Raw genomic sequence first — 22,820 nt, forward strand, 5'->3', positions numbered from 1 at the left:
CGTGACGACCACCGGCACGCCGCGACGCCGCCGCGGCCGGCCGGCCGGGTCCTCCGGCAGCCGGGAGCGGATCCTGGCCAGTGCCCGGGAGTTGTTTGCCCGCAACGGTATTCGCAACACCTCGATCCGTGCGGTGGCCGCGGCGGCCGGGGTGGACTCGGCGCTGGTACACCACTACTTCGGCACCAAGGAGAAGCTGTTCGCCGCGGCCGTGCAGATTCCCATCGACCCGATGCAGGTGATCGGCCCGCTGCGGGAGGTTCCGGTCGACGACCTCGGCTACGCCCTGCCGTCGATGTTGTTGCCGCTGTGGGATTCCGAGGTCGGCGCGGCGTTCATCGCCACGCTGCGCTCGATTCTGGCCGGCGAGGAGATCAGCCTGTTCCGCACCTTCATCCAGGACGTGATCGGCGTCGAAGTCGGCCCCCGCGTGGACAACCCGGCGGGCAGCGGGGTGATCCGCATCCAGTTCGTGGCCTCGCAGCTGGTGGGTGTGGTGATGGCGCGCTACATCCTGGAACTGGAGCCGTTCGCGTCGCTGCCGCCCGAGCAGATCGCGGCGACCATCGCGCCGAACCTGCAGCGCTACCTCACCGGGGATCTGCCGGACGGGCTTGCGCCATGAGCCGGGCGTGCTCCTCGTCGTCGACGTCGCGGGCCTCGTCGATGAGCAACACCGGGATGCCGTCCTCGATGCGGTAGGCGCGCCGCAGCCGCGGGTTGTACAGCAGCTCCTGGCCCACCAGCACGAGCGGCCCCCGGTCGGCCGGGCACACCAGGATGTTCAGCAGCGCCGCGTCGATCATGACCGGCCGCCGCTCAGCTCGGCGCGCGCGGCGGGCGTCAGCCGGCGGTACTGCCCGGATTCGGCGTCGAAATACCAGACCTGGCGTCCCGCCTTCGGGATCCCGGCGGCCCGCAGCGCGCTGACGGTGGGACGGTACGTCGCGCTGAGGTTCATTTCCGGCACCACGCACACGATGTCGGGGCCCAGACCGATCGGGATCTTGGCGCAGGCCTCGGTCAGGTCGGCCGCGGTGATGGAGGCGCCCGGCAGCAGCGTCACCGCCGACACCGCCACCTCGTGCCCGCCCACCGGCACGTTGTAGGTCACCGCCAGGTCGACGCCGTTGATGCACCCGAGCGCGTCGGTGACCGGCTCGGCGTAGACCACGCCGCGCGGGGTGTGCACCACCGACCCGCGCCGACCGGCCAGCCAGTAGTCGCCGTCGTCGTCGCGGTAGAACAGGTACTCGGTCGATATCCAGGTGTCGCCGGCGGCGAACACGCCGCGTTTGACCGAGGCGCTGGGGTCGATCGGGCCGTTGGAGGCGGCCAGCAGCACCCCCACCTGGTGGGGTTCGGCGATCTGCACGAAGCCCCGGTCGTTCTCCAGGATCAGGTCGTGTTCGGTGTCGTAGGCGCCCAGCTCGATGCGCCCGGCGCCGGGCAGCGGCCGGCCCTTGCTGCCCACCTTGGCACCGGAGACGTTGGCCAGCACCGCCTGCCCGTCGGTGGTGGCGAAGAACTCGACGACGTGGGCCGGCGCGAACGCCTCGACCACCCGTCCCCACAGCCCGGTCGGCATGCCGGAGCCGATGAACAGCCGCACCGGGTGGTTGCCGTGCAACACGAACGCGGGATCGTCGACGATCTCGCGGAGCATGGCCCAGGTGTAGGACACCACGGTGACGCCGTACTGGCGCACCTCCTGCACGAAGCGGTCCCGGTCCAGGCCGCGCGACAGCGCGATGCGGGTGCCGCCGACCACCGCGCCGCCCAGGCTGACCAGCAGCGCCGACTCGTGGTGCAGCGGCGTCAGGCAGTACACGGTGTCGCGGCGGTCCAGCGCGGCCGTCGACGCGGTGCCGAACGCCGACACCGCCCAGCGGTAGTTGGTGATCTGCTTGGCCACCAGCTCGCCGCCGGCGGCGCTGAACGCGATGAACGCCAGATCCCGGGCCAGCCCCGGGTTGGGCCGGTACCAGCCGGGCAGCTCGACCGCGTCCGGGTCGATCTTCTCCATGTCGATGACATACGGCTGCTCGGCGGAGTCCTCGGGCAGGTGCAGGTCCCGCGCCTCGCCGCCGCCGAGCACCAGCACCTGCCGCAGCAGCTGCCGGTCCGAGGCCAGCACCGACTCGAGGTTGGTGGGGTCGGTCAGGATCTCGGTAGCGCCCCCGAGCCGCACCGAGGCGGCCAGGTCGGCGTCGGGCCGCATCACCACCGCGATGGCGCCGAGCCGGGACAGCGCGGCGATGGCCACCAGTGCGCTGGGCCGCGTCTCCATCAGCACACCGACCCGGTCGCCCTGGCGCACCCCCACCTCGATCAGGCCACGCACGACGTTGTTGATGCGCCGGTTGACGGCCTCGTAGGTGTGCACCCGCCCGTCGAACAGCAGGAATTCGCCCTGCGGGGCGTCGTGGGCCTGCTCCTCGATGATGCGGCCCAGCGAGATCCGAGTGTGGTCGTTGATCTGGCCCAACCGGACCAGCCGGGGCAGGGTGCGGGCGGTCTCGACGGCCAGAGTGCGCACCGACTTGTTGGCGGTGACGACCGCGTTGGCCGCGCCGCGCACCAGCCCGATCGCCGCCTCGGAGGCCTCCCCCAGCTCGTGCGCGATCCGCGAGCTCAGGGCCACCCCGCTGTCGGTGTGCTCGGCCGGCTGGTCCGCCATCGGGTCGATGCCGGTGGGTTTGTCACCGCCGGTGGACAGCCATTTCACCCACGCGGCCACGGTCGGCCAGCTGTGCTGGGCCGCCTTGGAGCCGACCACCAGGCCGAAGTGGCCGGTGCGGATGGTGCATTCGTAGACCTCGGCGTCGGGAGCCGCGCGCCGGATGCCGCGCACCGAGGCCGGCTGCCCGATGTCGTCGACCTCGCCGACGAAGGCCAGCACCGGACAGGTGATGTCGGTGAGGGTGACCATCTGGCCGTTGACGGCGAACCCGCCGGTCATCATCCGGTTGTGGGCGATGAACTGCTTGAGCAGCTCGGAGATCGCGGGGCCGGACCAGGCGATCCATCCCTCGCGCTCGAGGAACCGGCGCTGCTGCTCGCGCGGCAGCAGCGCCTCCCGGTCGTGCAGCTGGCGCAGGAAGTCCACCCGCGCCTTGGCGGTTTTGAGCGGGTCGAGCATCTGAAAGCCGGTGCGCGCCATCCAGCTGGGGATGGCCAGCCGGCTGAACACGTGGTCGGCCATGAAGTTGGCCGCGGGCGCGGCGAAGTTGGCCGGGATGCCCATCGGCAGGGCGGCCAGGGTGTCCACCGGCGAACCGAACGTGACGATGCTGGCCAGGCTCTTCGACCGCCGGTAGGCGGCCACCTGGTAGCACCACATGCCGCCCTGCGAGTAGCCGACCAGGTGGATGTCGGCGCCGGTGACGTCCTTGACGGTGTCGATGGCCTGGCTGAGCGCGACGATGTGGTCGGTGAGGGTGCGGCGCATCCCGCCCTCCACCTTGTCCGGTTCGCCGAAGTCGATCACCCAGGGATCGAGCCCGTGCGCGTGCAGGATCCCCACCGCCCCCTCGTCGCGGGTGACGTCCCACATGTCGGCCGACATCATCATCGGGTGCACCATCAGCACCGGCGGGCCGACCGGCGGCTGGCCGGGCCGGCTGTCCGGCGGGAAGTAGCGCCGAAGCTTGTACATCGGCACGCTCTCGACGATCTGCGACGGCGACGCGACCGTGCCGGTTTCCAATCCCCCCAGTCGCAAGACCTCCAGCCCGTTCTGCGCCGTGGCGATCAGCCGCCCGACCGGTCGCGTGACCATCGACAAATTGAGATCCACCGCCGCTCCCTGAGTCTTGACAGCTTGCACATCATGGCACATCGGGCCAGCTAGAAGGGCGGTGGTCGGCCCGCATCGGCGACCCGGGCGAATCGCCTTCCGGCGGCGCGGTCGGCGACCGTGCGGTGCTGCGCGGAAAGCTCATCGTGGTGCCGGCGCGGTGGTTCGCCGTCCGGCAACCGGCACTCAGCCGTGGAAGCCGGGATCCTGGCCCCCGGGGTTGGGGCACCACATCAGGCCGCACTGGACGTTGCCCGGATTGTCGCCCGGCGGGTTGTCGCCGTCCCACGCGTTCGAGCTCTGCAGCGTCTGCTGACCGTTGAGCGCGATGCGCGGGACGTTGCCCCAGCCGTCGGGGACGACGTACCAGGTGTGGCACACGTTCATGTCCCAGACGTAGTTCAGGTGACCGCGCGAGGAGTTCGGGCCGCTCGGCCACTCCATGGACTGCCCCGGGCACCAGGTGAACGGGCCCTTGGTGGCGTGGGCGGCCCCGGCGCCCAGTCCCAGCCCGGCGGCGGCGACGCCACCGGACAGCAGCGCCCCGGCGATCATCGCGTTGACGATCCGAAATCCTGACATGGCCCCACGCCCTTTCCCGGACGGGATTACCGGTGCCGACCAGTATTCGCCGGCACCGCATCCCCCGCATGGCTAATCGGCTAACTCGAATCAGTACAGACGGGCCGGGCCGCTACCGATCCCAACGACAACCGATGACACGGGCGGCCAGCGGGCCCCGTTTGCACCCCCGGGGACGCGGGTACACAGCCGACGCGCTTCGGTCACGACGCGTCGTCGAGACCACCTCGGTTGAAACTCACAGCTGGGCGCTCACCAGTTCTCTGGGCGGCTTCCGCGGCCGTTACCGACGGTGCCGGGGCCGGAGGCTGTGTGCGGTCCATTCCGGCGGAGGCGAGGCGGCGTCATGACGACACCGGTTTTTCCCGGCCACCATCCCCACGGCATCACCCACGCGGCCGCGCGGTCATCGCGGCACACCGGCGGGTGACCGGCCGGCATCACGCGAGCGAGAAAGGGAGACACATGTTGTTGCTGGGCAACGGCGGACGGCGCAGGGCCGCCGGCGGCGACGGCCTCGGCGAGGTACAGCAGCTGGCCGAGCGGGCGCTCTACGACGTCGCGCACGGCCGGTTCGAACGCTCGCTGTCCGGGCTGACAGCGATGGCGGCGCTGGTCACGACGGCCGAGATCTACTTCGAGCACTACAAGGCCAGCTTCGGCAACAAATGGATGTGGAGCCCGATCGTGGTGACCCCGCCGGTCGTGGTGGCCGGGATCGGCGGGGTGTTCTCCCGGCGCTGGGCCAAGGTCTGGCTGCCCATCACCGCCGCCGTCTACACCGCCAACGGCCTGATGGGCGAATACCTGCACGCCCGCGGGGTGGCGCGCAAGCCGGGCGGATGGAAGCACGCGTCCTACAACGTGCCGATGGGCCCGCCCATCGCCGCCCCCGGGTTGATGTGCATGGTCGGCGGGATGGGGCTGCTGGCCTCGATCCTGCGCCGCGAACGGTTCCGGCGATAGGCAGCCGATGGCCGACACCTCTCGCCCCGACCACCTGCCCAACCTGCGCGACGACGGCAAGCCACCGCACCCGTCCTGGCTGCCCCGGCAGCGCCGCGGCACCACACCGCAGATGATCGGGCGCTACCCCGATTTCGACGTGCTCGAGACCGCCGGCCACTGGGACGAGGCCACCCGCAACGTGGTGCTGGCCCGGCTGGAACCGCCGGGGCCGCTGCGGTTTTTCGGCCCCGAGGAGGAGCCGTGCCTGCGCGCGTTCTGCGACACGGTGCTGGCCCAGGACGTCGAGCCGCGGGTGCCGGTCGCCGAGTCGGTCGACGCCAAGCTCGCCGACGGCCGCCTGGACGGCTACCAATACGCCGACATGCCCGACGACCGCGACACCTGGCGGCTTGTGCTGCGCGGGCTGGACGAGACCGCGTCGCGCCGATACGGCGCCGACTCGTTCGCCGCCGCCGAGCCGCCGACCCGGGAGGCGATCATCGAGGAATTCTCCCGGGGCGAGCTGCACGGCGGCAGCTGGGACAACCTGAACGTCAAGCGCGCATGGTCGGTGTGCATGCGAATGACGTTGTCCGGCTTCTATTCTCACCCGTGGGCGTGGAACGAGATCGGTTTCGGCGGCCCGGCCTACCCGCGCGGGTTCATGCGCCTCGGCGGTGCCACCGGGCCGGCGGCCGCGCGGGAGCCGTACGAGACCCGCGGCGCCACCGACGAAGACCCGGTGCAGGTCGTGCAGAACGGCGAGCTGTGATGGGCGACTTCTGGCGCGGCCTGCTCAAGGGGGCCGTCGGACCCCGGGACAACGACTCCCGCTTCCTACTCGACGTGCATTCGCGCGACCTGCCCGGCGAACGGACCATGCGCCGCTACGCCGACGACGACGAGGTCGACCTGGTCGTGGTCGGCGCCGGCGCCGGCGGCTCGGTGCTGGCGCAGCGGCTGGCCCGCGCCGGCTGGCGGGTGGTGATCCTGGAGGCCGGCCCGTTCTGGCACCCCGACGAGGACTGGGTGTCCGACGAGGCCGGCTCCCATCCGCTGTACTGGACCCAGAAGCGCATCATCGGCGGCGCCGACCCGATCGAGTTGGGCAAGAACAACTCCGGGCGTGGGGTGGGCGGCTCCATGATCCACTACGCCGGCTACACCCCGCGGTTCCATCCCAGCGACTTCGCCACCTACACCCTGGACCGGGTGGGGGCCGACTGGCCGATCCGGTACGAGGACCTGCGCCGCCACTACGAGCAGGTCGAGCTGGAGCTGCCGGTGGCCGGGCAGAACTGGCCGTGGGGCGATCCGCATCGCTATTCCTTTGCCCCCCACCCTATTTCGGGTGCAGCCGCCAAACTGTGGGAGGGCGCGCTCAAGCTCGGCATCGAGATGCGGGTGGGGCCGGTGGGCATCGTCAACGGCACCTTCGGCAATCGCCCGCACTGCATCTATCGCGGCTACTGCCTGCAGGGCTGCAAGGTCAACGCCAAGGCCAGCCCGTACGTCACGCACCTGCCCGACGCGCTGGCGCACGACGTGGAGATCCGCGCCAACTGCATGGCCGCCCGCGTCGAACTCGACGGCAGCGGCGCCGCCCGCGGCGTGGTCTACTACGACGAGGCGGGCGGCACCGAACGGCTGCAGCGCGCCAAAGTGGTTGCCATCGCGGGGTATTCGATCGAAACGCCCCGCCTGCTGCTGAACTCGGTCAGCGACCGCTTCCCGAACGGCTTGGGCAACAACGACGACCAGGTCGGCCGTTATGTGATGGTCCAGGGCGCCACCCAGTCGGCGGGCCGGTGGTCGGAGGAGGTTCGGATGTACAAGGCGCCTCCGCCGGAGGTGACCTCCGAGCAGTTCTACGAGACCGACTCCTCGCGCGGGTTCGCCCGCGGCTTCTCCATCCAGACGGTGTCGCCGATGCCGATCGGCTGGGCCGAACACGTGCTGGCCGACGGGCACTGGGGCCGGGCGTTGCGGGAGTACATGCGCGACTACAACCACTGGGCGACCATCGGCGTGCTCAACGAGCTGTTGCCCCAGCCGGACAACCGGGTGACGCTGGCGGACGAGAAGGACGCCTACGGCATCCCGGTGGCCCGGTTCGACTACACGCTGTGCGACAACGACAAGGCCAACATGGCCTACTCCACCAACGTGATCGGCGACATCCTGCGCGCCGCCGACGCCCAGGATGTGCTCACCATCGAGCGGTTCGCCCACCTGATCGGCGGCGCCCGGATGGGTACCCGGCCGGACAACTCGGTGGTCGACTCCGATCACCGGGTGTGGGGCGTGCCGAACCTGTTTGTGGCCGACGGGTCGGTGTGCCCGACCCAGGGCTCGGCCAATCCCGCGCTGACCATCATGGCGTTGGCCTCCCGGCTGGCCGAGCGGTTGGCCGCCGGCAAGATCGACACCGCCGCCGGACGGAGGTCGAAGGCGGCGGCCCGTGGCTGAGCAGACCGTCGATGCCGGGACCGTCTTCGCGCCCCGGGTGCTGCGCGAGTACGCGCTGCTCGCCGACGGCGAGCGGGGCGCGCTGATCGGCCCGCAGGGCGACGTGGCGTGGATGTGCGCGCCGCGCTGGGAATCCGACGCCGTGTTCTCCAATCTCGTTGGGGGCGGCGGGGTTTACGCGATCACCCCGACCGACGTGCGGCACGTGTGGGGCGGCTACTACGAGCCGGGCACGCTGATCTGGCGCAACCGCTGGATCACCCGCGACGGCATCGTGGAATGCCGTGAGGCGCTGGCCTTTCCGGGCGACCCGGAGCGGGTGGTGCTGCTGCGGCGCCTGGTGGCCTGCCGCGGCACGGTGCGGGTACGGGTGCTGCTGGCCCCGGCTGCCGAGTTCGGAAAGCACGGCCCCGGCCGGCCCCGGCTCGACGACGACGGGGTGTGGAGCGGACGGTCGGGCCGGTTGCGCTGGCGCTGGCTGGCCGGCTGCGACGCCCGCCCGGTCGATTCGGCCGGCCACGCCGCCGGCGAATTGCTCGGCTGCGAGATCACCCTCGACGAGGGCGGCCGCCACGACCTGGTGCTGGAGCTGTCCGAACGCACCCTGCCCGAGCGGCTCCCCGACCCCGGCCTGGCTTGGGACGCCACCGCGGCCGCCTGGCAGCGCAGCGTGCCCGCGCTGAACTGCACCATCGCGCCCCGGGACGGCCGGCACGCGTATGCGGTGCTGCGCGGGCTGACCAGCAGCGGCGGCGGCATGGTCGCCGCGGCGACGCTCGGCCTGCCCGAACGCGCGCACACCAACCAGAACTACGACTACCGCTACGCCTGGATCCGCGACCAGGTGTACGCCGGCATGGCCGCCGCCGCGGTCGGCACCACCGAATTGCTGGACCGGGCAGTGGGATTCATCGGCGCCCGGCTGCTCGAGGACGGCGCCGACCTCAAACCCGCCTACACCGTCACCGGCGGCGCCGTGCCCGGCGAAGAGACCCTCGACCTGCCCGGCTACCCCGGCGGCACCGACAAGGTCGGCAACTGGGTCAACCAGCAGTTCCAGCTCGACGTGTTCGGCGAGGCGCTGCAGCTGCTGGCGGTGGCCGGGGCCGCCGACCGGCTCGACGCCGAGGGCTGGCGCGCCGCCCAGGCCGCCATCCGGGCCATCGAAAAGCGCTGGCGCGAACCGGATTACGGGGTTTGGGAGATTCAGGACGAGCGGTGGACGCAGTCCCGGCTGGCCTGCGTGGCCGGGCTGCGCGCCGTCGCAAAGCTTGCCGGCGCCGGCCCGGAGCTGACCGCGTGCGCGTCGCTGGCCGACGCGATCCTGGCCGACACCGCATCGGAAAGCCTGCACCCGCACGGCTATTGGCAGCGCAGCCCGCGGCTGCCCGGCGTCGACGCCTCGCTGCTGTTGCCGCCGGTGCGCGGAGCGGTGCCCGCCGACGACCCGCGCACCCGGGCCACCCTGGACGCCGTGCGCCGCGACCTCACCGACGACGGGTTCGTCTACCGCTTCCGGCACGACGAGCGCGACCTGGGCGAGGCCGAGGGCGCGTTCCTGCTCTGCGGGTTCATGATGGCGCTGGCCGAACATCAACTGGGCCATACCCATTGCGCGATGCGCTGGTTCGAACGCAACCGGGCGGCGTGCGGGCCGCCGGGGCTGTTCTGCGAGGAATACGACGTGCGGCAACGCCAGCTGCGCGGCAACCTGCCGCAGGCGTTCGCGCACGCGCTGATGCTGGAATGCACCGCCACCCTCGCGGAGGACGCCGTCCACCATGACTGACACCGGACCGCAGCGAAAGGCAGTTCTGCGATGACACAGTCCACCCAGACGGTGGTGATCACCGGGGCCAGCGCCGGGATCGGGCGGGCCACCGCGAAGGAGTTCGGCCGGCGCGGCGCGAACGTCGCCCTGCTGGCCCGCGGCGCCGCCGGGCTGCAGGGCGCGGCCCGCGACGTGGAGGCCGGCGGCGGCAAGGCGCTGGCCCTGCCGACCGATGTTGCCGACCACGCGGCCGTCGTCGCCGCCGCCGACCAGACCGAGGCCGCCTTCGGCCCCATCGACGTGTGGGTCAACGTCGCCTTCACCTCGGTGTTCGCCCCGTTCAGCGAGATCAGCGCCGAGGAGTTCAAGCGGGTGACCGAGGTGACCTACCTCGGTTATGTGCACGGCACCATGGCGGCGCTGGCCAAGATGCGGCCCCGCGACCGCGGCACCATCGTGCAGGTCGGCTCCGCGCTCAGCCAGCGGTCGATTCCGCTGCAGTCGGCCTACTGCGGCGCCAAACACGCCGTCAACGGGTTCACCGAATCGGTGCGCTGCGAACTGCTGCACGAGGGCTCGCGGGTGCGGATCACCCTGGTGCAGATGCCCGCCGTCAACACCCCGCAGTTCTCCTGGGTGCTGTCCCGGCTGCCCCGTCATCCGCAACCGGTGCCGCCGATCTACCAGCCCGAGGTCGCCGCCCGCGGCGTGCTGTACGCCGCCGATCATCCAGGGCGCAAACAGTATTGGGTCGGGGATTCCACCATGGTGACGCTGCTCGCGCAGAAGTTCGCGGCGCCGTTGCTGGACCGCTACCTCGGCCGCACCGGGTACGACTCGCAGCAGACCGAGCAGCCCGTCGGCGGCGACCGGCCGCACAACCTCTGGCAGCCGCTGGATCAGGAGCCGGGCAGCGATCACGGCGCCCACGGCGAATTCGACGACACGTCGCACGCCCACAGCCCGCAGCTGTGGGCCTCCCAACATCCGGTAATCAGCGGCACCGGCGCGCTCGGCGCCGCCGGGCTGGGCACCTGGCTGGCGGCGCGGGCCCGCCGGTGGACGCGATGACGCCCGACCCGGCCATCGACGAGGTGACCGCGCGGGTTTACCAAATCCCCACCGACGCACCGGAAGCCGACGGCACCCTGTCCTGGTCGTCGACCACGCTGGTGCTGGCCGAGGTGGCCGCCGGCGGGCGGCGCGGCATCGGCTACACCTACGCCGACGGCGCCTGCGCCGCGCTGATCACCGGGGCGCTCGCCGGCTCGGTCACCGGACACAGCGCGCTGGACGTCCCGGCGCGCTGGCAGGCGATGGTCCGCGCGATGCGCAACAACGGGCGGCCCGGCCTGGTGTCCTGCGCGATCTCCGCGGTGGACACCGCGCTGTGGGACCTCAAGGGAAAGCTGTTGGGCCTGCCGGTGTGCCGGCTGCTCGGCATGGCGCACGACTCGGTGCCGATCTACGGCAGCGGCGGTTTCACCAGCTACGACGACAACGCCACCCGCGCCCAGCTGGAACGCTGGGTGCACGAGTGGCGGATCCCACGCGTCAAGATCAAGATCGGCGAGTCCTGGGGGTCGCACGAGCGCCGCGATCTAGATCGAATTGCCCTGGCCCGCACCGTGATCGGGCCCGACACCGAACTGTATGTGGACGCCAACGGCGGCTACCGGCGCAAGCAGGCGATCCGGGTGGCCCGCGCCATGGCCGAGCACGACGTCACCTGGTTCGAGGAGCCGGTCTCCTCCGACGACCTGACCGGGCTGCGGGAGGTGCGCGACCAGGTGAGCGCCGACGTCACCGCCGGCGAGTACGGGTACGACCTGGCCTACTTTCACCGGATGCTCGCTGCCGACGCGGTCGACTGCCTGCAGATCGACGTCACCCGGTGCGGCGGCATCACCGACTGGCTGCGGGCGGCGGCCGTGGCGGCCGCCCACAACGTCGACGTCTCCGGGCACTGCGCGCCCAACCTGCATGCCCACGTCGCCACCGCCGTCGCGAACCTGCGGCACCTGGAGTACTTCCACGACCACCACCGCATCGAGCGGACGTTCTTCGACGGCGCGCTGTCGCCGCAGGGCGGCGCCCTGCGGCCCGATCAACAGCGGCCCGGATTCGGGCTGGAGTTCAAACAGCGCGACGCCGACCGGTACCGGATGCGCTGACTGGCTTCGTCACGACCTGTGGGCCCACGCATTTCGTGAATTCGAGTGCGGGGCCGACAATTGAGGGCATCGACGCCGCGTTCGCGGGAATACCAATCCTGCTACTGGCGCATGTGTGAGGCGCCGCCGATGTACCACACCTGCCCGTTGATCCATTCGGCCTCATCGGAGAGAAGGAAGGCAGTGATCGCGGCGATGTCGCGCGGTTCTCCGAGGCGGGTGACCTTGGCGGCCTGCAGGAACATCTGCTGCAGTGCAATGTCGTTCTGCTGCTTTTGGGTTTCGCCCATGACCAGGCCGGGCATGACGCCGTTGCACCGGACCCCTTGCGCGCCCCAGTTGTTCGCGATGTGGCGGGTGAGTTGGTTGACGGCGGCTTTGGCGGCGTTGTAGGCGACGTGCATCGGGTCGGTGCCTAGCGAGCCTCCCGAGGACGTGTTGACGATGCTTCCGCCGCCGTGCTCGAGGAGGTGCGGCACGACGGCGCGACTGGTGCGCACGTAACCCAGGAGGTTGACGTCGAGCGTGCGGCGCCAGACATCGAAATCGGTGTCCAACAGGGTGGTGTCGCGGCCGAGGTTCTCAACGGATAGGTCCGCGCCGACGTTGTGGAGGCCGTGGAGGGCGCCGAACTCGCCAATGGTCTTCTGCACGAGGTTCCGAACGGATGCTTCGTCGGCAAGGTCGAATGCCACCGCGATCGCGCGCCCGCCGGATTGCGTGATCCGGTCGGCGGTGGCGTTGGCGCCGTCGATGTTGATATCACCGACGGTGACGGCTGCTCCCTCGCTGGCGAGGCGTTCGGCGGTTGCGGCTCCGATTCCGGTCGCTCCGCCCGCGACGATGAATGTTTTGCCTTGTAATCCGCGCACGGGCCCATCCTCTCGCTAGCAGTAGGCGACACCCAGGTCGACCGAGATACCGGATGCGGTAACGAATCTCGATTGATCCGATGCGAGCCAGGCCACCGCGTCGGCGATGTCTTCGGGTTGCGCAATGCCGTCGGGCAGCAGCGGCTTGTGCAGGCCTTCCAAATGGGGATACGTCGCGGCCGCCGACTCGAGCGCGTCGCGCATACGTCCGGTTCCCATGGGCGTGTCGACAGCTCCGGGGTGAAGGCTGTTAACGCGGATGTTGTAGCGGCCCAGCTCGGCGGCGAAGGCCCGGGCCATGCCGGTGATGGCGTGCTTGCTCGCCGTGTAATGCACCATGAACGCTTGCATTTTCACACCTGCAGCGGAACCGATCAGGATGATCGACCCGCCCCGTCCCCCTGCGATGATGTGGTGAGCGCCTGCCATGACGGTGTTCCACGTGCCGATCACGTTGGTGTCGATGGTGTCGCGGAATGCTTGGTCGGTGATTTGGTCCCATGGTGCCGGGCAACAGATTCCCGCGTTGGCGACGATGATGTCGAGACGGCCAAGCTCGGCGACCGCGTCGCCCACGGCCGCGCGCAATTTGTCGCCGTCACGCACATCGATCGCCGCGGTGATCGCGCGTCGGCCGTTGGCTTCGACCAGTCGCGCGGTCTCGGCGAGATCGTCGGGAGTCGGCGACTCATACGGGACGCTTTCGGGTAGTTGCCCGGCGATGTCGACCGCGATGACGTCGGCGCCGCCGGCGCTGAGCCGCACCGCGTGGGCACGTCCCTGCCCGCGCGCGGCTCCGGTGATGAGAGCTACTTTGTTGTCCGCCACGGCAGTTCAGTCCCGATGAATCTTGTCGAGCGGGTTGGAGCGTTCGAGCATGCCGTAGGTCTCCTCGCCGTCCCAGCGGTAGCGCACACCGGCTTGCTGCAGTGCGGGGAAACTGGGCATCTCCTTCTTCATGGCATGTACGGAGTAGGAGTCGTCGTCGTGATGGATGTCGTGGGTGGAGAACACCGTCTCTCCCTCGACGGCGACGACGCCGTGGCCGGTTTCCAATACCAGTGACACGTCTTCGCCCAGGGCCTGCAACCGCGTCAGCCACGGCGCCCGCACGACGCGCGCCGGGATCAGCGGCCCGTCGCCGGTAAAGACGTAGCCCTCGTTGAACGTGGGCTGGCCGTCCGGCCGCGGCGGATAGGCGATGTAGCCGAACGCTTTTCCGCTCGGAAACACCGCCGACTGCCAGGCATGCCCCCAAAAGCCGGCTAGCTTGCGCACCCCTTGGCGGCGGATCCGCAGACCAGTGCCGCTGAACCGCCGCTCGCTGCCGTCGACCGTCACCGACCCGGCCGCCCGAAAGAGTTGTTCATAGCGGGGGCCGCCCATCAGGTTGCCCTCGATGGATGACTTCAGTTGTTGGCCTGCATCGGTGTGTAAGGCGCCCTGAACCCAAGGCGGCACCGCCATCGCGGCCTCAACCTCAAAAGCGACGTCGACCAACGGGCCGTCCTTGCGCCCGCTGACCAGATCGGCCGACGACGTCTGCACGGCCTTGCCCTCGTAGGTCATCGTCCATGTGTGAAATGGTTCGACGCAGCGGAACGCCAATCCCCCTGCCCCCAACACCGTCGGCCGGCCGTCCGGTCCCGCCGCGGGCAGGGACGGACCGTTGGCTCTCAGGCGGTACACCCGACCGTCGGGGTAAGCGACGTTGACTTGGATGTCGTGGGCATCCCAATTGGCTGCGACGGCTTCGATTCCGATCCTCGGCAGGCCGATCTCGCCGCGATCGTCGACGACCCAGAAGCTCACCGAGTCTCGCATCTCCGGGTTCTCTGGACGCTCAGCGAACACGAGTTCGCGCGATGGGTCGATGCCACCAGTGAGGTCAATAGCCATGGCTCTCCTAGATGTCGGCGTGTGCGGTCCAGTCGGCGGCGGCCGTGATGTAGTCGGCGAACAGCGGCCGTATCGAATCCAGGTCGATCCCGAACTGAACAGGGTCAGCATGGCTGCTGGGTTCGCGCTCGGTTGCCGCCTGCGCCCACCAGCTGTTCATTCGGCCCTCGAATTCGTCGCTGACCTGTTCGCCAAGCCAGCGATACAATCCCGTCACCTCGCCGATCGGGTCGGCCTGCATCGCGCGAAAGTCGATGTCATAGAACCGGTTATCGTTGCCCGCTGCCCGGAACTGCAGCGTGCGGGCCATGCCCAACGACCAATGCTCGACGTTGAGCCGCCCGATATAGGGGCGGTCGATGTCGTCGGTGAACTGGCCGATGATGTCGGCGTAGAGGTCGGCGACTGACAGGATGACGTCGGTCGGATCACGGTGCGTCATCACGAATTTGGCGTCTGGGAAGACCGCGGCCAGGCGGTCAAGCCAGAGCACGTGCGAGGGGCATTTCAGCCTCCACGGCCGCGTCGGCTCACCCCAGGCCAGCAGCTTGAGCACCCGACGCTCGTACGCGAGCGCCGAGGTGAGGTCGGCGTCGGCCACCAGCCACGCCGAATAGGTGGGAACTTGGGCCAGCGACTGGAACAGGTGGGAGGCGAAACTCAGAGCCATCAGTTCGTGACATTCCATCGGCCCGTTGGCGTCCGTGGGCACATGGTGGCGAGTGCCGATCATTTCCCCCTTGCCGGGCGGGATGCGCGGATCCACACCGCACACGGTCGACGGCGGCGGACACGGTTGGGAGGACTCCCATTTGCGCAGATACCGGACATCGGGGTCCTGAGCGAGCAGCATCGACAATGCCGTCGACCCTGTGCGCGGCAAGCCGAGCCCGATCAGCGGAGACTCGAGGGACACCTCGTCGATCTCGGGATGCCGGCGGTACCAATCCTCGACCTGCAGCCGCTGAGCAAGGTATGCGGTGATCCGCGGATAGATGAAGGCCTCACCTTTGGCGTTGAGCCGGGCCTCATCGCGCAGCGACGTCAACAGTATCTCGAGGCCTTCTCGAAAGGAATCATCCCCGAAATCGTCGAGACCGGTCTGGGCAACCGCGGTTTGCAGGAGATCATTGACTGCCGGCATTGGATCAGCCCATCCACTGTCCGCCGGCGACATCGATGGTCTGGCCGCACAGATAATCGGCGGCCTCGGTAGCAAGGAAGGCAACCATATTCGCGGCTTCCTCCGGAAGCGAGGCCCGGCCGAGTTGCACCTGCTGCGTGATCGCCTCAATCATCGCGGCGCGGCCCGCGCGCTCCTGGTCGTCCTGCGGATCCAAAACATATTGCTTGAGTTGGGGATTGAGCATGATGCCGGGCGCCACGCCAAGCACGTTCACTCCGCGCAGAGCCACCTCATGGGCGAGGTTGCGGGTGAACCCGATCACGCCGGCCTTACACGCGTTGTACACAACAAGGCCCCGCTGCTGGATACGGCCACCGACCGAGCCGATATTGATGATCTTCCCCGACCCCTGAGGAAGCAGGAACTGCAGTGCGGCGTGTGCGCCGTACATCATCATCGTCAGGCTGCCGAGCACGGTGAAGTCGATCTGCTCCTTGGTCTGAGTCTCGAACAGCCCTCCGGCGACCATCACGGGGTTGTTGACCATGATGTCGAGACCACCCAGCTGCCAGTGCGCCTCGCGCACGGCATTATGCACTTGATCCCAGTCCGACATGTCGGCGCTGATCGCGACCGTCTTGACCCCCCAGCGTTCCTCGACTTCGCGACCACGACGTTGCACTTTTTCCAGCGTGCGGCCAATCAGCGCGATGTCGGCACCCAGCCCGCCCAGCCGATTGGCGATCGCCTGACCCAGGCCGTCTCCCCCGGCGCCAGTGACAACAGCCTTCTTGCCGGACAGATCCATCAACTCGGTGACCCGCTTATCGACAATGTGCTCCGGCAGCCGGTCAAACCCCAGCACTTCTGCCCAGTCCTGCTTTTCATCCTGGATTGTCACGACGGCTCCCTTCACCGCAGGCGATACACACGACATATCAGCGCGTTATCGCATCAGAACGTGCTCGCTCGGTTGCGACGTTAGAGCCGGGGACGACCGATGAGGTAATACCAATTACGGAACGCAGTCATACCGATTCTTGATGCCTGGTATATCTGTGCAGCAGTGGACACTCATCGGCTGAAGTACTTCCTGCGCATCGCAGAACAGGGCTCGATCACCGGCGCGGCCGCCTCGCTCGGCATCGCGCAGCCGGCGCTGAGCCGCCAGATCCGCCTGCTCGAAGAGGACCTCGGTGTCGCGCTCTTCCGCCGAACCCGCCGCGGGGTGCAACTGACCGAGGAGGGGGAACGGCTACGAGCATCGACCGCTGCACCGCTGCGCCAACTCGAGCTGGCCATGCAATACGCCGGATCACCGATAGCCAGGCTCGCACGCGGCGTCCGCCTAGGCATACTCGACACAACGGTCGACGTCTTCGCTGCACACCTGCTGTCCAGCTTGGCCGCCGCTTTTCCGAAGGTGACTTTCTCCGTGGAGACCGGAAGCACCGACCAGCTCGTCGAAGCGATGTTGAAGGGCGCCGTCGACGTCGCTGTGATCAACCCAGTGCCGGACGACCGAATCTTCTACCGCGATCTACTCACCGAAGACCTCGTGGTCGTCGGCGCAGCGACCTCGGACCTCGATTCCGGTCAGATGATGCCCTTCACCGAACTCGTAGAGCTACCACTGGTGGTCCCTCGATCACACACCGGTATCGGGAACGTGATCGAAAATGCCGCGCTGCGAAGGAAAGTCAAGATCAGCTGGCGGATAGCCACAGATTCCCTAGCGCTGACCAAACGGCTCGTTGCGGCCGGCCTCGTCTACGGAGTTCTCCCGCTTTCCGCCTGCCTCAACGAAATTGACTCCAACCAATTGCGATACACCCCGTTGACCGAGCCACCCCTTACTCACAGGGTCGGTGTCGCGGCCACGTCCAACCTAGAGCTCCCACGAGAAGTCACCGCAAAAGTCGGCAACATCCTGCGCGAAGAGACCGCACACCTCATCAAAACTGGACGGTGGCCAGCTCGACTCCTATCACCGCAACCATGGGATCCCGCAGTCACATGAACGGTTGACGGGACGCACCTTGACACCGCGAGTGTGCGAGCAACAACTTCGACCAACGCGTGCTTCAGGTTGGCCGGCAACCTCGATCACACACTGAGCGCCTCCCCAGCACGAGCAGGTATGGAAGTGCGCCAAACGGGGAATCGATATGTCAACTTCTCCCAGCGGTTGCATGGAAGGGATCTGGCGCCCATGACAGTGAATTCCAACGACGAAACCGTCCCGTGTGCGGAGCCGCTCGGCTCGGACGTCGTCGAGGGCGACGGCGACCTCAGCGCGGTCGAGCGGGTGCTGGGCCTGGGTGAGCCGCAGCGCGTCGGCAGGTTCCGGTTCTTCCTGGACGGCCACCGCTGGGAGTGGTCGGACGCGGTGGCGCGCATGCACGGCTACCGGCCCGGGCAGGTGCAGCCCAGCACGGAGCTGCTGTTGCAGCACAAGCACCCCGACGACCGCGAGCGGGTGGCGGCCGTGCTGGACCAGGTGATGCAGGGCAAGCCGTTCAGCAGCCGGCACCGCATCGTCGACACCGCCGGGCGCACCCACTGGGTCGTCGTCGCGGGCGATCGGATGCTCGACGACTCCGGCGCGCTGGCCGGCACCTCCGGCTTCTACGTCGACGTCACCGACTCGCTGCACTCCGACATCACCAACGTGCTCTCGGCGGTGGCCGACTCCCGGGCCCGCATCGAGCAGGCCAAGGGGGTGCTGATGGCCGCCTACGGCATCTCCGCCGAGCGGGCGTTCGACATCCTGGTGTGGCGCTCGCAGGAAACCAACCTCAAGCTGCGCGACGTCGCCGGCCGGTTTCTGGACGCGGTGGCCAGCAAGGCGTCCCCGGGAATGCAGCGCCAGGTCGACCACGCCCTGCTGACCCTGGAATGACCGCGCAGGCTCGGATTGCACGACTCCTCCTCCGGCCGTCACCGGCCGGCATCGTCGCCGCGCTAGGGTCGGGCCGGTGGCGCACCTACTGGGAGCTGAGGCCGTACACCTGGAATACCCGACACAGGTGGTCTTCGAGTCGATCACGCTCGGGGTCAACGACGGCGCCCGCATCGGCATCGTCGGGCGCAACGGCGACGGCAAATCCAGCCTGCTGCGGCTGCTGACCGGCGAACAACAACCCGACGCCGGCCGGGTCACCCGGCGCAGCGGGCTGCGGGTCGGCGCGCTCAGCCAGGCCGACACGTTGGACCCGGACCACAGCGTGGGCTGGACACTGGTCGGCGACGCGGCCGAACACCAGTGGGCGGGAGACCCGCGGGTGCGCGACGTGGTGGCCGGCCTGGTCTCCGACATCGATTGGCGGGCAAGCGTTTCCACGCTGTCGGGTGGTCAGCGCCGCCGGGTGCAGCTGGCCCGGTTGCTGATCGGCGAGTGGGACGTCATCGCGCTCGACGAGCCGACCAACCACCTGGACATCGAGGGCATCACCTGGCTGGCCGGACATCTGCGGCAGCGGTGGGCCCGCAACACCGGCGGGCTGCTGCTGGTCACCCACGACCGCTGGTTCCTCGACGAGGTCGCCACCACCACCTGGGAGGTGCACGACGGGATCGTCGAACCGTTCGACGGCGGCTACGCGGCCTACGTCCTGCAACGCGTCGAGCGCGACCGGATGGCCGCGGCCGCCGAGGCCAAGCGGCAGAACCTGATGCGCAAGGAGCTGGCCTGGTTGCGCCGCGGCGCGCCGGCGCGCACCTCCAAGCCCAAGTTCCGGATCGAGGCGGCCAACCAGCTGATCGCCGACGTCCCGCCGCTGCGCAACAGCGTCGAGCTGGCCAAGCTGGCCACCGCTCGGCTCGGCAAGGACGTGGTGGACCTGCTCGACGTGTCGGTCTCCTTTGACGGGCGTCCGGTGCTGCGCGACGTCGAATGGCGGATCGCCCCCGGCGAGCGCACCGGCATCGTCGGGGCCAACGGCGCCGGCAAGTCGACCCTGCTGGGCTTGATCGACGGCACCGTGCGGCCCGACAGCGGGCGGGTCAAGCGCGGCAAGACCGTCCAGCTCGGCGTGCTCGACCAGCGGGGAGCGGAGCTGGCCGCGATCGCCGACGACCGGATCAGCGACGTGCTGGGCCGGCTGCGCGCCGGCTATCGGGTGGACGGCCGTGAGGTGACGCCGGCCCAACTGCTGGAGCGGCTCGGTTTCGGCCGGGGTCAGCTCGCGGCGCGGGTCGGCGACCTGTCCGGCGGCCAGCGGCGGCGGCTGCAGCTGATGCTGACGCTGTTGTCCGAGCCCAACGTGTTGCTGCTGGACGAGCCGACCAACGACGTCGACACCGACACGCTCGCCGCCATGGAGGATCTGCTCGACTCCTGGCCGGGCACGCTGATCGTCGTCTCGCACGACCGCTACCTGCTGGAGCGGGTCACCGATCAGCAGTACGCGGTGCTCGACGGCCGGTTGCGACATCTGCCCGGCGGCATCGACGAGTATCTGCGGCTGGCCGCCCAGCGGCGCGACGCGGCACCGCCCGCCGGGCCGACTCCCGTTGCGCCGCAAGCGATGTCGGGCGCGCAGCGGCGCGCCGCGGAGAAGGAGCTGGCCGCGGCCGACCGCCGGCTGGCGCGGCTGGCCGAACAAATCAAGGACAAGCACGAGGAGCTCGCCGCGCACGACCAGTCCGATCACGTCGGCATCACCCGGCTCACCCGTGAGCTGCGCGCGCTGGAGGACGAGGTCGCGGCGGCCGAGAGCCGCTGGCTGGAACTGTCGGAGCTGCTCGAATGAGACCCGTGCGCTACCGGCCCGGTGAGGCATTGCTCGCGCTGTACCGGCGCCGGGGCCCGGTGATCGACGCCGGGGCGGGCCGGCACGGCTACACCCTGCTGCTCGGGGCCGAGGCAAACAAGTTTGTGTTCGCCAACGCCGACGCCTTCAGCTGGCGGGCGACGTTCGAGAACCTGGCCCTGGTCGACGGGCCCACCGCGCTGATCGTCAGCGACGGCGACGACCACCGGCGCCGCCGCAGCGTGGTGGTGCCCGGGCTGCGGCACCGGCAGATCCAGGACTATGTGACCACCATGGTGTCGTGCATCGACCGGGTCATCCACGGCTGGCGGCCCGGGCAGCGGCTGGACGTCTACCAGCACTGCCGCGCGGCGGTGCGGCGCAGCACCGCCGAGAGTCTGTTCGGCCCGCGCTTGGCCGTGCACTCCGACGCCCTCGGCGAATACCTGCAGCCGCTGCTCGACCTGACCCACCAGCCGCCGCAACTGGTGGGCCTGCAGCGGCGGATCAACGCCCCGGCGTGGCGGCGGGCGATGGCCGCGCGACAGCGCATCAACAACCTTGTCGACACTCTGATCGCCGAGGCCCGCGCTGCGCCCAACCCGAACGACCACATGTTGACCATGTTGATCGACGGCCGCGGCGACGAGGGTTATACGTTGAGCGACAACGAGATCCGCGATGCCATCGTGTCGCTCGTCACGGCCGGCTACGAGACCACCAGCGGCGCGCTGGCCTGGGCGGTCTACCTGCTGCTGTCGCAGCCCGGCGCGTGGGCCACGGCGGCCGGCGAGGTGCGGCGGGTACTCGCCGGACGGCCGCCGGCCGCGGCCGACCTGAGCGGGTTGACCTACCTGAACGGCGTCGTTCACGAAACCCTGCGGCTGTACCCGCCCGGGGTGATCTCCGCGCGCCGGGTGATGCGCGATCTGCGCTTCGAGGGCAGGCGGATCCGATCGGGGCGGCTGTTGATCTTCAGCCCGTACGTCACCCACCGGCTTCCCGAAATATGGCCCGAGCCAAGGCGATTCGCACCCGAACGGTGGGACCCCGATGCTCCCGGGTATCGCCGGCCGGCGCCGCACGAGTTCATCCCGTTCAGTGCGGGGCTGCACCGCTGCGTGGGGGCCGCGATGGCCACCACCGAGATGACGGTGATGCTCGCGCGGCTGCTGGCCCGCACCCGGCTGCGGTTACCCGCTCAGCGCCTGCGCGCGGCCAATGTCGCCGCGCTGCGGCCCACGCCGGGCCTCACGGTCGAGGTGATCGACTCAGTGCCAGCGCAGTAGCACCAGCTCGGAACCGAAGCCGGGACCCACGGCCAGCATCAGCGCCGGGCTGCCGGCCGGGGGCGGCTTGGCAATGGTGTCGCGCAGGATGTGCAGCACCGACGCCGAGGACAGGTTGGCGACCTCGCCGAGCGAACGCCAGGTCAGCTCGTGCGCCTCCGCGGGCAGGTCCAGCGTCGCGGCGATCGCCGTGATGACCTTGGGGCCGGCCGGGTGGGTGATCCACGCGCCGACGTCGCCGGTGGTCAGGCCGTGGGCGGCGAGGAAGCCGGTCACGTCGTCGGCCAGGTGCTTCTCGACGACGGCCGGCAGTTCCGGGGACATCACCAGCTGCATTCCGGCCGAGCCGATGTTCCAACCCATGATGTGCAGCGTTTCGGGATAGAGCCGGCTGCGCGAGTCCAGGATGTCGGGGCCGGTGGCGCCGAGCCGCTCGGCGCGCCGGTCCCCCACGGCGACCACCGCGGCGGCGCCGTCCCCGAACATCGCCGTCCCGACCAGTCCCGACACCGTCGGCTTGACCGTCGGGAAGGTGAGCGAACACAGCTCGACCGACACCAGGGCGGCGACGCCGTCGGGAGCGCCACGCAGGTAATCGTGCAACCGGCCCACCCCCGCGGCCCCGGCCGCGCAGCCCAGCCCGAACAGCGGCACTCGGCGCACGTCGGGGCGCAGGCCCAGCCGTCCGGCGATCCGGGCGTCCAGCGACGGCACCGCCACCCCGGTGACCGTGGTGGTGGCGATCATGTCGATGTCCTGCGGCCGCAGGCCCGCCTCGTCGAGGGCGCCGAGTAATGCGTCGCAGCCAATTTGGACGGCCTTGTCGATGAAGATCTCGTTGACCTCGCCGAAATCGGTCAGCGAGTGGTACTGCTGCAGCGGCAGCACGAAGTGGCGGCTGTTGACCTTGGCGGCGGCGTGCAGGCGCCGGACGACCTCTTCGTGTTCCCGTAGCGCGGGGAACTTCACGATCTCGTCGGTGATTTCGCGTTGGCTGTAACGATGCGGCGGCACGGCGCCGAACACACCCGCGATGACGCTCATGCTTTACTCTCTTGATTGCCAACCGACTTGAACACGATTCCCGCTAAACCCCGAAGTTTATGCGTTCGGATGGGGTCGCGCAAAAGTTCGATG

At 69.4% G+C, this 22,820-nt stretch carries 20 protein-coding genes; 11 read left to right on the top strand and 9 right to left on the bottom strand.

Annotated features, from left to right (window positions below; all coding sequences use genetic code 11):
* Position 1 precedes the first annotated feature (1 nt).
* Positions 2-625 carry a TetR/AcrR family transcriptional regulator gene (locus tag NF20_RS07850; protein WP_003876305.1) on the top strand — a complete coding sequence of 208 codons (624 nt, stop codon included), beginning with the start codon at positions 2-4 and terminating at the stop codon, positions 623-625.
* Here the strand turns inward: NF20_RS07850 and NF20_RS07855 are convergent.
* From NF20_RS07855 to NF20_RS07865, 3 genes are all read right to left on the bottom strand, one after another.
* Positions 591-806 (bottom strand): Trm112 family protein, encoded by a 216-nt coding sequence (locus tag NF20_RS07855; RefSeq protein ID WP_023899945.1) that lies wholly within the window; start codon positions 804-806, stop codon positions 591-593. The genes NF20_RS07850 and NF20_RS07855 overlap by 35 nt on opposite strands.
* The gene (locus NF20_RS07860) at positions 803-3,799 is read right to left on the bottom strand and encodes an acyl-CoA synthetase (RefSeq protein ID WP_009977266.1); all 2,997 of its coding nucleotides are present in this window, start codon (positions 3,797-3,799) and stop codon (positions 803-805) included. The genes NF20_RS07855 and NF20_RS07860 overlap by 4 nt, the downstream gene beginning before the upstream one ends.
* A gap of 186 nt (positions 3,800-3,985) precedes the next feature.
* Positions 3,986-4,354 carry a hypothetical protein gene (locus NF20_RS07865; RefSeq protein WP_003877789.1) on the bottom strand — a complete coding sequence of 123 codons (369 nt, stop codon included), beginning with the start codon at positions 4,352-4,354 and terminating at the stop codon, positions 3,986-3,988.
* A 492-nt stretch (positions 4,355-4,846) separates the two neighbouring features.
* Between NF20_RS07865 and NF20_RS07870 the strand changes: the two genes are divergently transcribed.
* Genes NF20_RS07870 through NF20_RS07895 form a run of 6 tightly spaced genes read left to right on the top strand, consistent with a single transcriptional unit; the run spans position 4,847 to position 11,743 of the window.
* The gene (locus NF20_RS07870; RefSeq protein ID WP_003876301.1) at positions 4,847-5,347 is read left to right on the top strand and encodes a hypothetical protein; all 501 of its coding nucleotides are present in this window, start codon (positions 4,847-4,849) and stop codon (positions 5,345-5,347) included.
* A 7-nt stretch (positions 5,348-5,354) separates the two neighbouring features.
* Complete coding sequence (locus NF20_RS07875) at positions 5,355-6,101, top strand: gluconate 2-dehydrogenase subunit 3 family protein (protein WP_019733238.1); 747 nt, start codon at positions 5,355-5,357, stop codon at positions 6,099-6,101.
* Positions 6,101-7,798: a GMC family oxidoreductase gene (locus NF20_RS07880; protein WP_033717248.1), complete on the top strand. Its 1,698-nt coding sequence runs from the start codon at positions 6,101-6,103 to the stop codon at positions 7,796-7,798. The genes NF20_RS07875 and NF20_RS07880 overlap by 1 nt, the downstream gene beginning before the upstream one ends.
* Positions 7,791-9,587 (top strand): glycoside hydrolase family 15 protein, encoded by a 1,797-nt coding sequence (locus NF20_RS07885; protein WP_033710444.1) that lies wholly within the window; start codon positions 7,791-7,793, stop codon positions 9,585-9,587. The genes NF20_RS07880 and NF20_RS07885 overlap by 8 nt, the downstream gene beginning before the upstream one ends.
* A gap of 30 nt (positions 9,588-9,617) precedes the next feature.
* Positions 9,618-10,640 carry an SDR family oxidoreductase gene (locus NF20_RS07890; RefSeq protein WP_081293482.1) on the top strand — a complete coding sequence of 341 codons (1,023 nt, stop codon included), beginning with the start codon at positions 9,618-9,620 and terminating at the stop codon, positions 10,638-10,640.
* Entirely contained in the window at positions 10,637-11,743 is a 1,107-nt protein-coding gene (locus NF20_RS07895) for an enolase C-terminal domain-like protein (protein ID WP_033710453.1), read from the top strand. The genes NF20_RS07890 and NF20_RS07895 overlap by 4 nt, the downstream gene beginning before the upstream one ends.
* Positions 11,744-11,844: 101 nt before the next feature.
* Here NF20_RS07895 and NF20_RS07900 read toward each other — a convergent pair whose 3' ends face one another.
* From NF20_RS07900 to NF20_RS07920, 5 genes are all read right to left on the bottom strand, one after another.
* Complete coding sequence (locus tag NF20_RS07900; protein ID WP_023899950.1) at positions 11,845-12,615, bottom strand: SDR family NAD(P)-dependent oxidoreductase; 771 nt, start codon at positions 12,613-12,615, stop codon at positions 11,845-11,847.
* Positions 12,616-12,630: 15 nt separating this feature from the next.
* A complete protein-coding gene (locus NF20_RS07905; protein ID WP_023899951.1) occupies positions 12,631-13,443 on the bottom strand; it encodes a mycofactocin-coupled SDR family oxidoreductase in 813 nt (270 codons plus the stop codon).
* A 6-nt stretch (positions 13,444-13,449) separates the two neighbouring features.
* A complete protein-coding gene (locus NF20_RS07910; RefSeq protein WP_170945441.1) occupies positions 13,450-14,439 on the bottom strand; it encodes a hypothetical protein in 990 nt (329 codons plus the stop codon).
* Between the two features lie 82 nt (positions 14,440-14,521).
* Entirely contained in the window at positions 14,522-15,658 is a 1,137-nt protein-coding gene (locus NF20_RS07915) for a sulfotransferase family protein (protein ID WP_011725253.1), read from the bottom strand.
* 4 nt (positions 15,659-15,662) lie between these two features.
* Positions 15,663-16,556 (bottom strand): SDR family NAD(P)-dependent oxidoreductase, encoded by an 894-nt coding sequence (locus NF20_RS07920; RefSeq protein ID WP_023899953.1) that lies wholly within the window; start codon positions 16,554-16,556, stop codon positions 15,663-15,665.
* 150 nt (positions 16,557-16,706) lie between these two features.
* On the opposite strand from NF20_RS07920, the gene NF20_RS07925 reads away from it, so the two are divergent.
* The 4 genes from NF20_RS07925 (at position 16,707) to NF20_RS07940 (ending at position 21,683) form a co-directional block, all read left to right on the top strand.
* Positions 16,707-17,660, top strand: coding sequence for a LysR family transcriptional regulator (locus NF20_RS07925; RefSeq protein WP_003876290.1), 954 nt, complete (start codon positions 16,707-16,709; stop codon positions 17,658-17,660).
* A 192-nt stretch (positions 17,661-17,852) separates the two neighbouring features.
* Entirely contained in the window at positions 17,853-18,542 is a 690-nt protein-coding gene (locus tag NF20_RS07930; RefSeq protein WP_023899954.1) for a PAS and ANTAR domain-containing protein, read from the top strand.
* A gap of 76 nt (positions 18,543-18,618) precedes the next feature.
* Positions 18,619-20,394, top strand: coding sequence for an ABC-F family ATP-binding cassette domain-containing protein (locus NF20_RS07935; RefSeq protein WP_023869366.1), 1,776 nt, complete (start codon positions 18,619-18,621; stop codon positions 20,392-20,394).
* A gap of 5 nt (positions 20,395-20,399) precedes the next feature.
* Positions 20,400-21,683, top strand: coding sequence for a cytochrome P450 (locus NF20_RS07940; RefSeq protein WP_033710446.1), 1,284 nt, complete (start codon positions 20,400-20,402; stop codon positions 21,681-21,683).
* Here the strand turns inward: NF20_RS07940 and NF20_RS07945 are convergent.
* Positions 21,666-22,727 (bottom strand): type III polyketide synthase, encoded by a 1,062-nt coding sequence (locus NF20_RS07945; RefSeq protein WP_011725259.1) that lies wholly within the window; start codon positions 22,725-22,727, stop codon positions 21,666-21,668. The genes NF20_RS07940 and NF20_RS07945 overlap by 18 nt on opposite strands.
* Between the last annotated feature and the right edge of the window lie 93 nt (positions 22,728-22,820).

The sequence above is a fragment of the Mycobacterium sp. MAC_080597_8934 genome (genome assembly GCF_000523975.1).
In the GTDB taxonomy this organism is placed as follows: Bacteria; Actinomycetota; Actinomycetes; order Mycobacteriales; family Mycobacteriaceae; genus Mycobacterium; species Mycobacterium avium.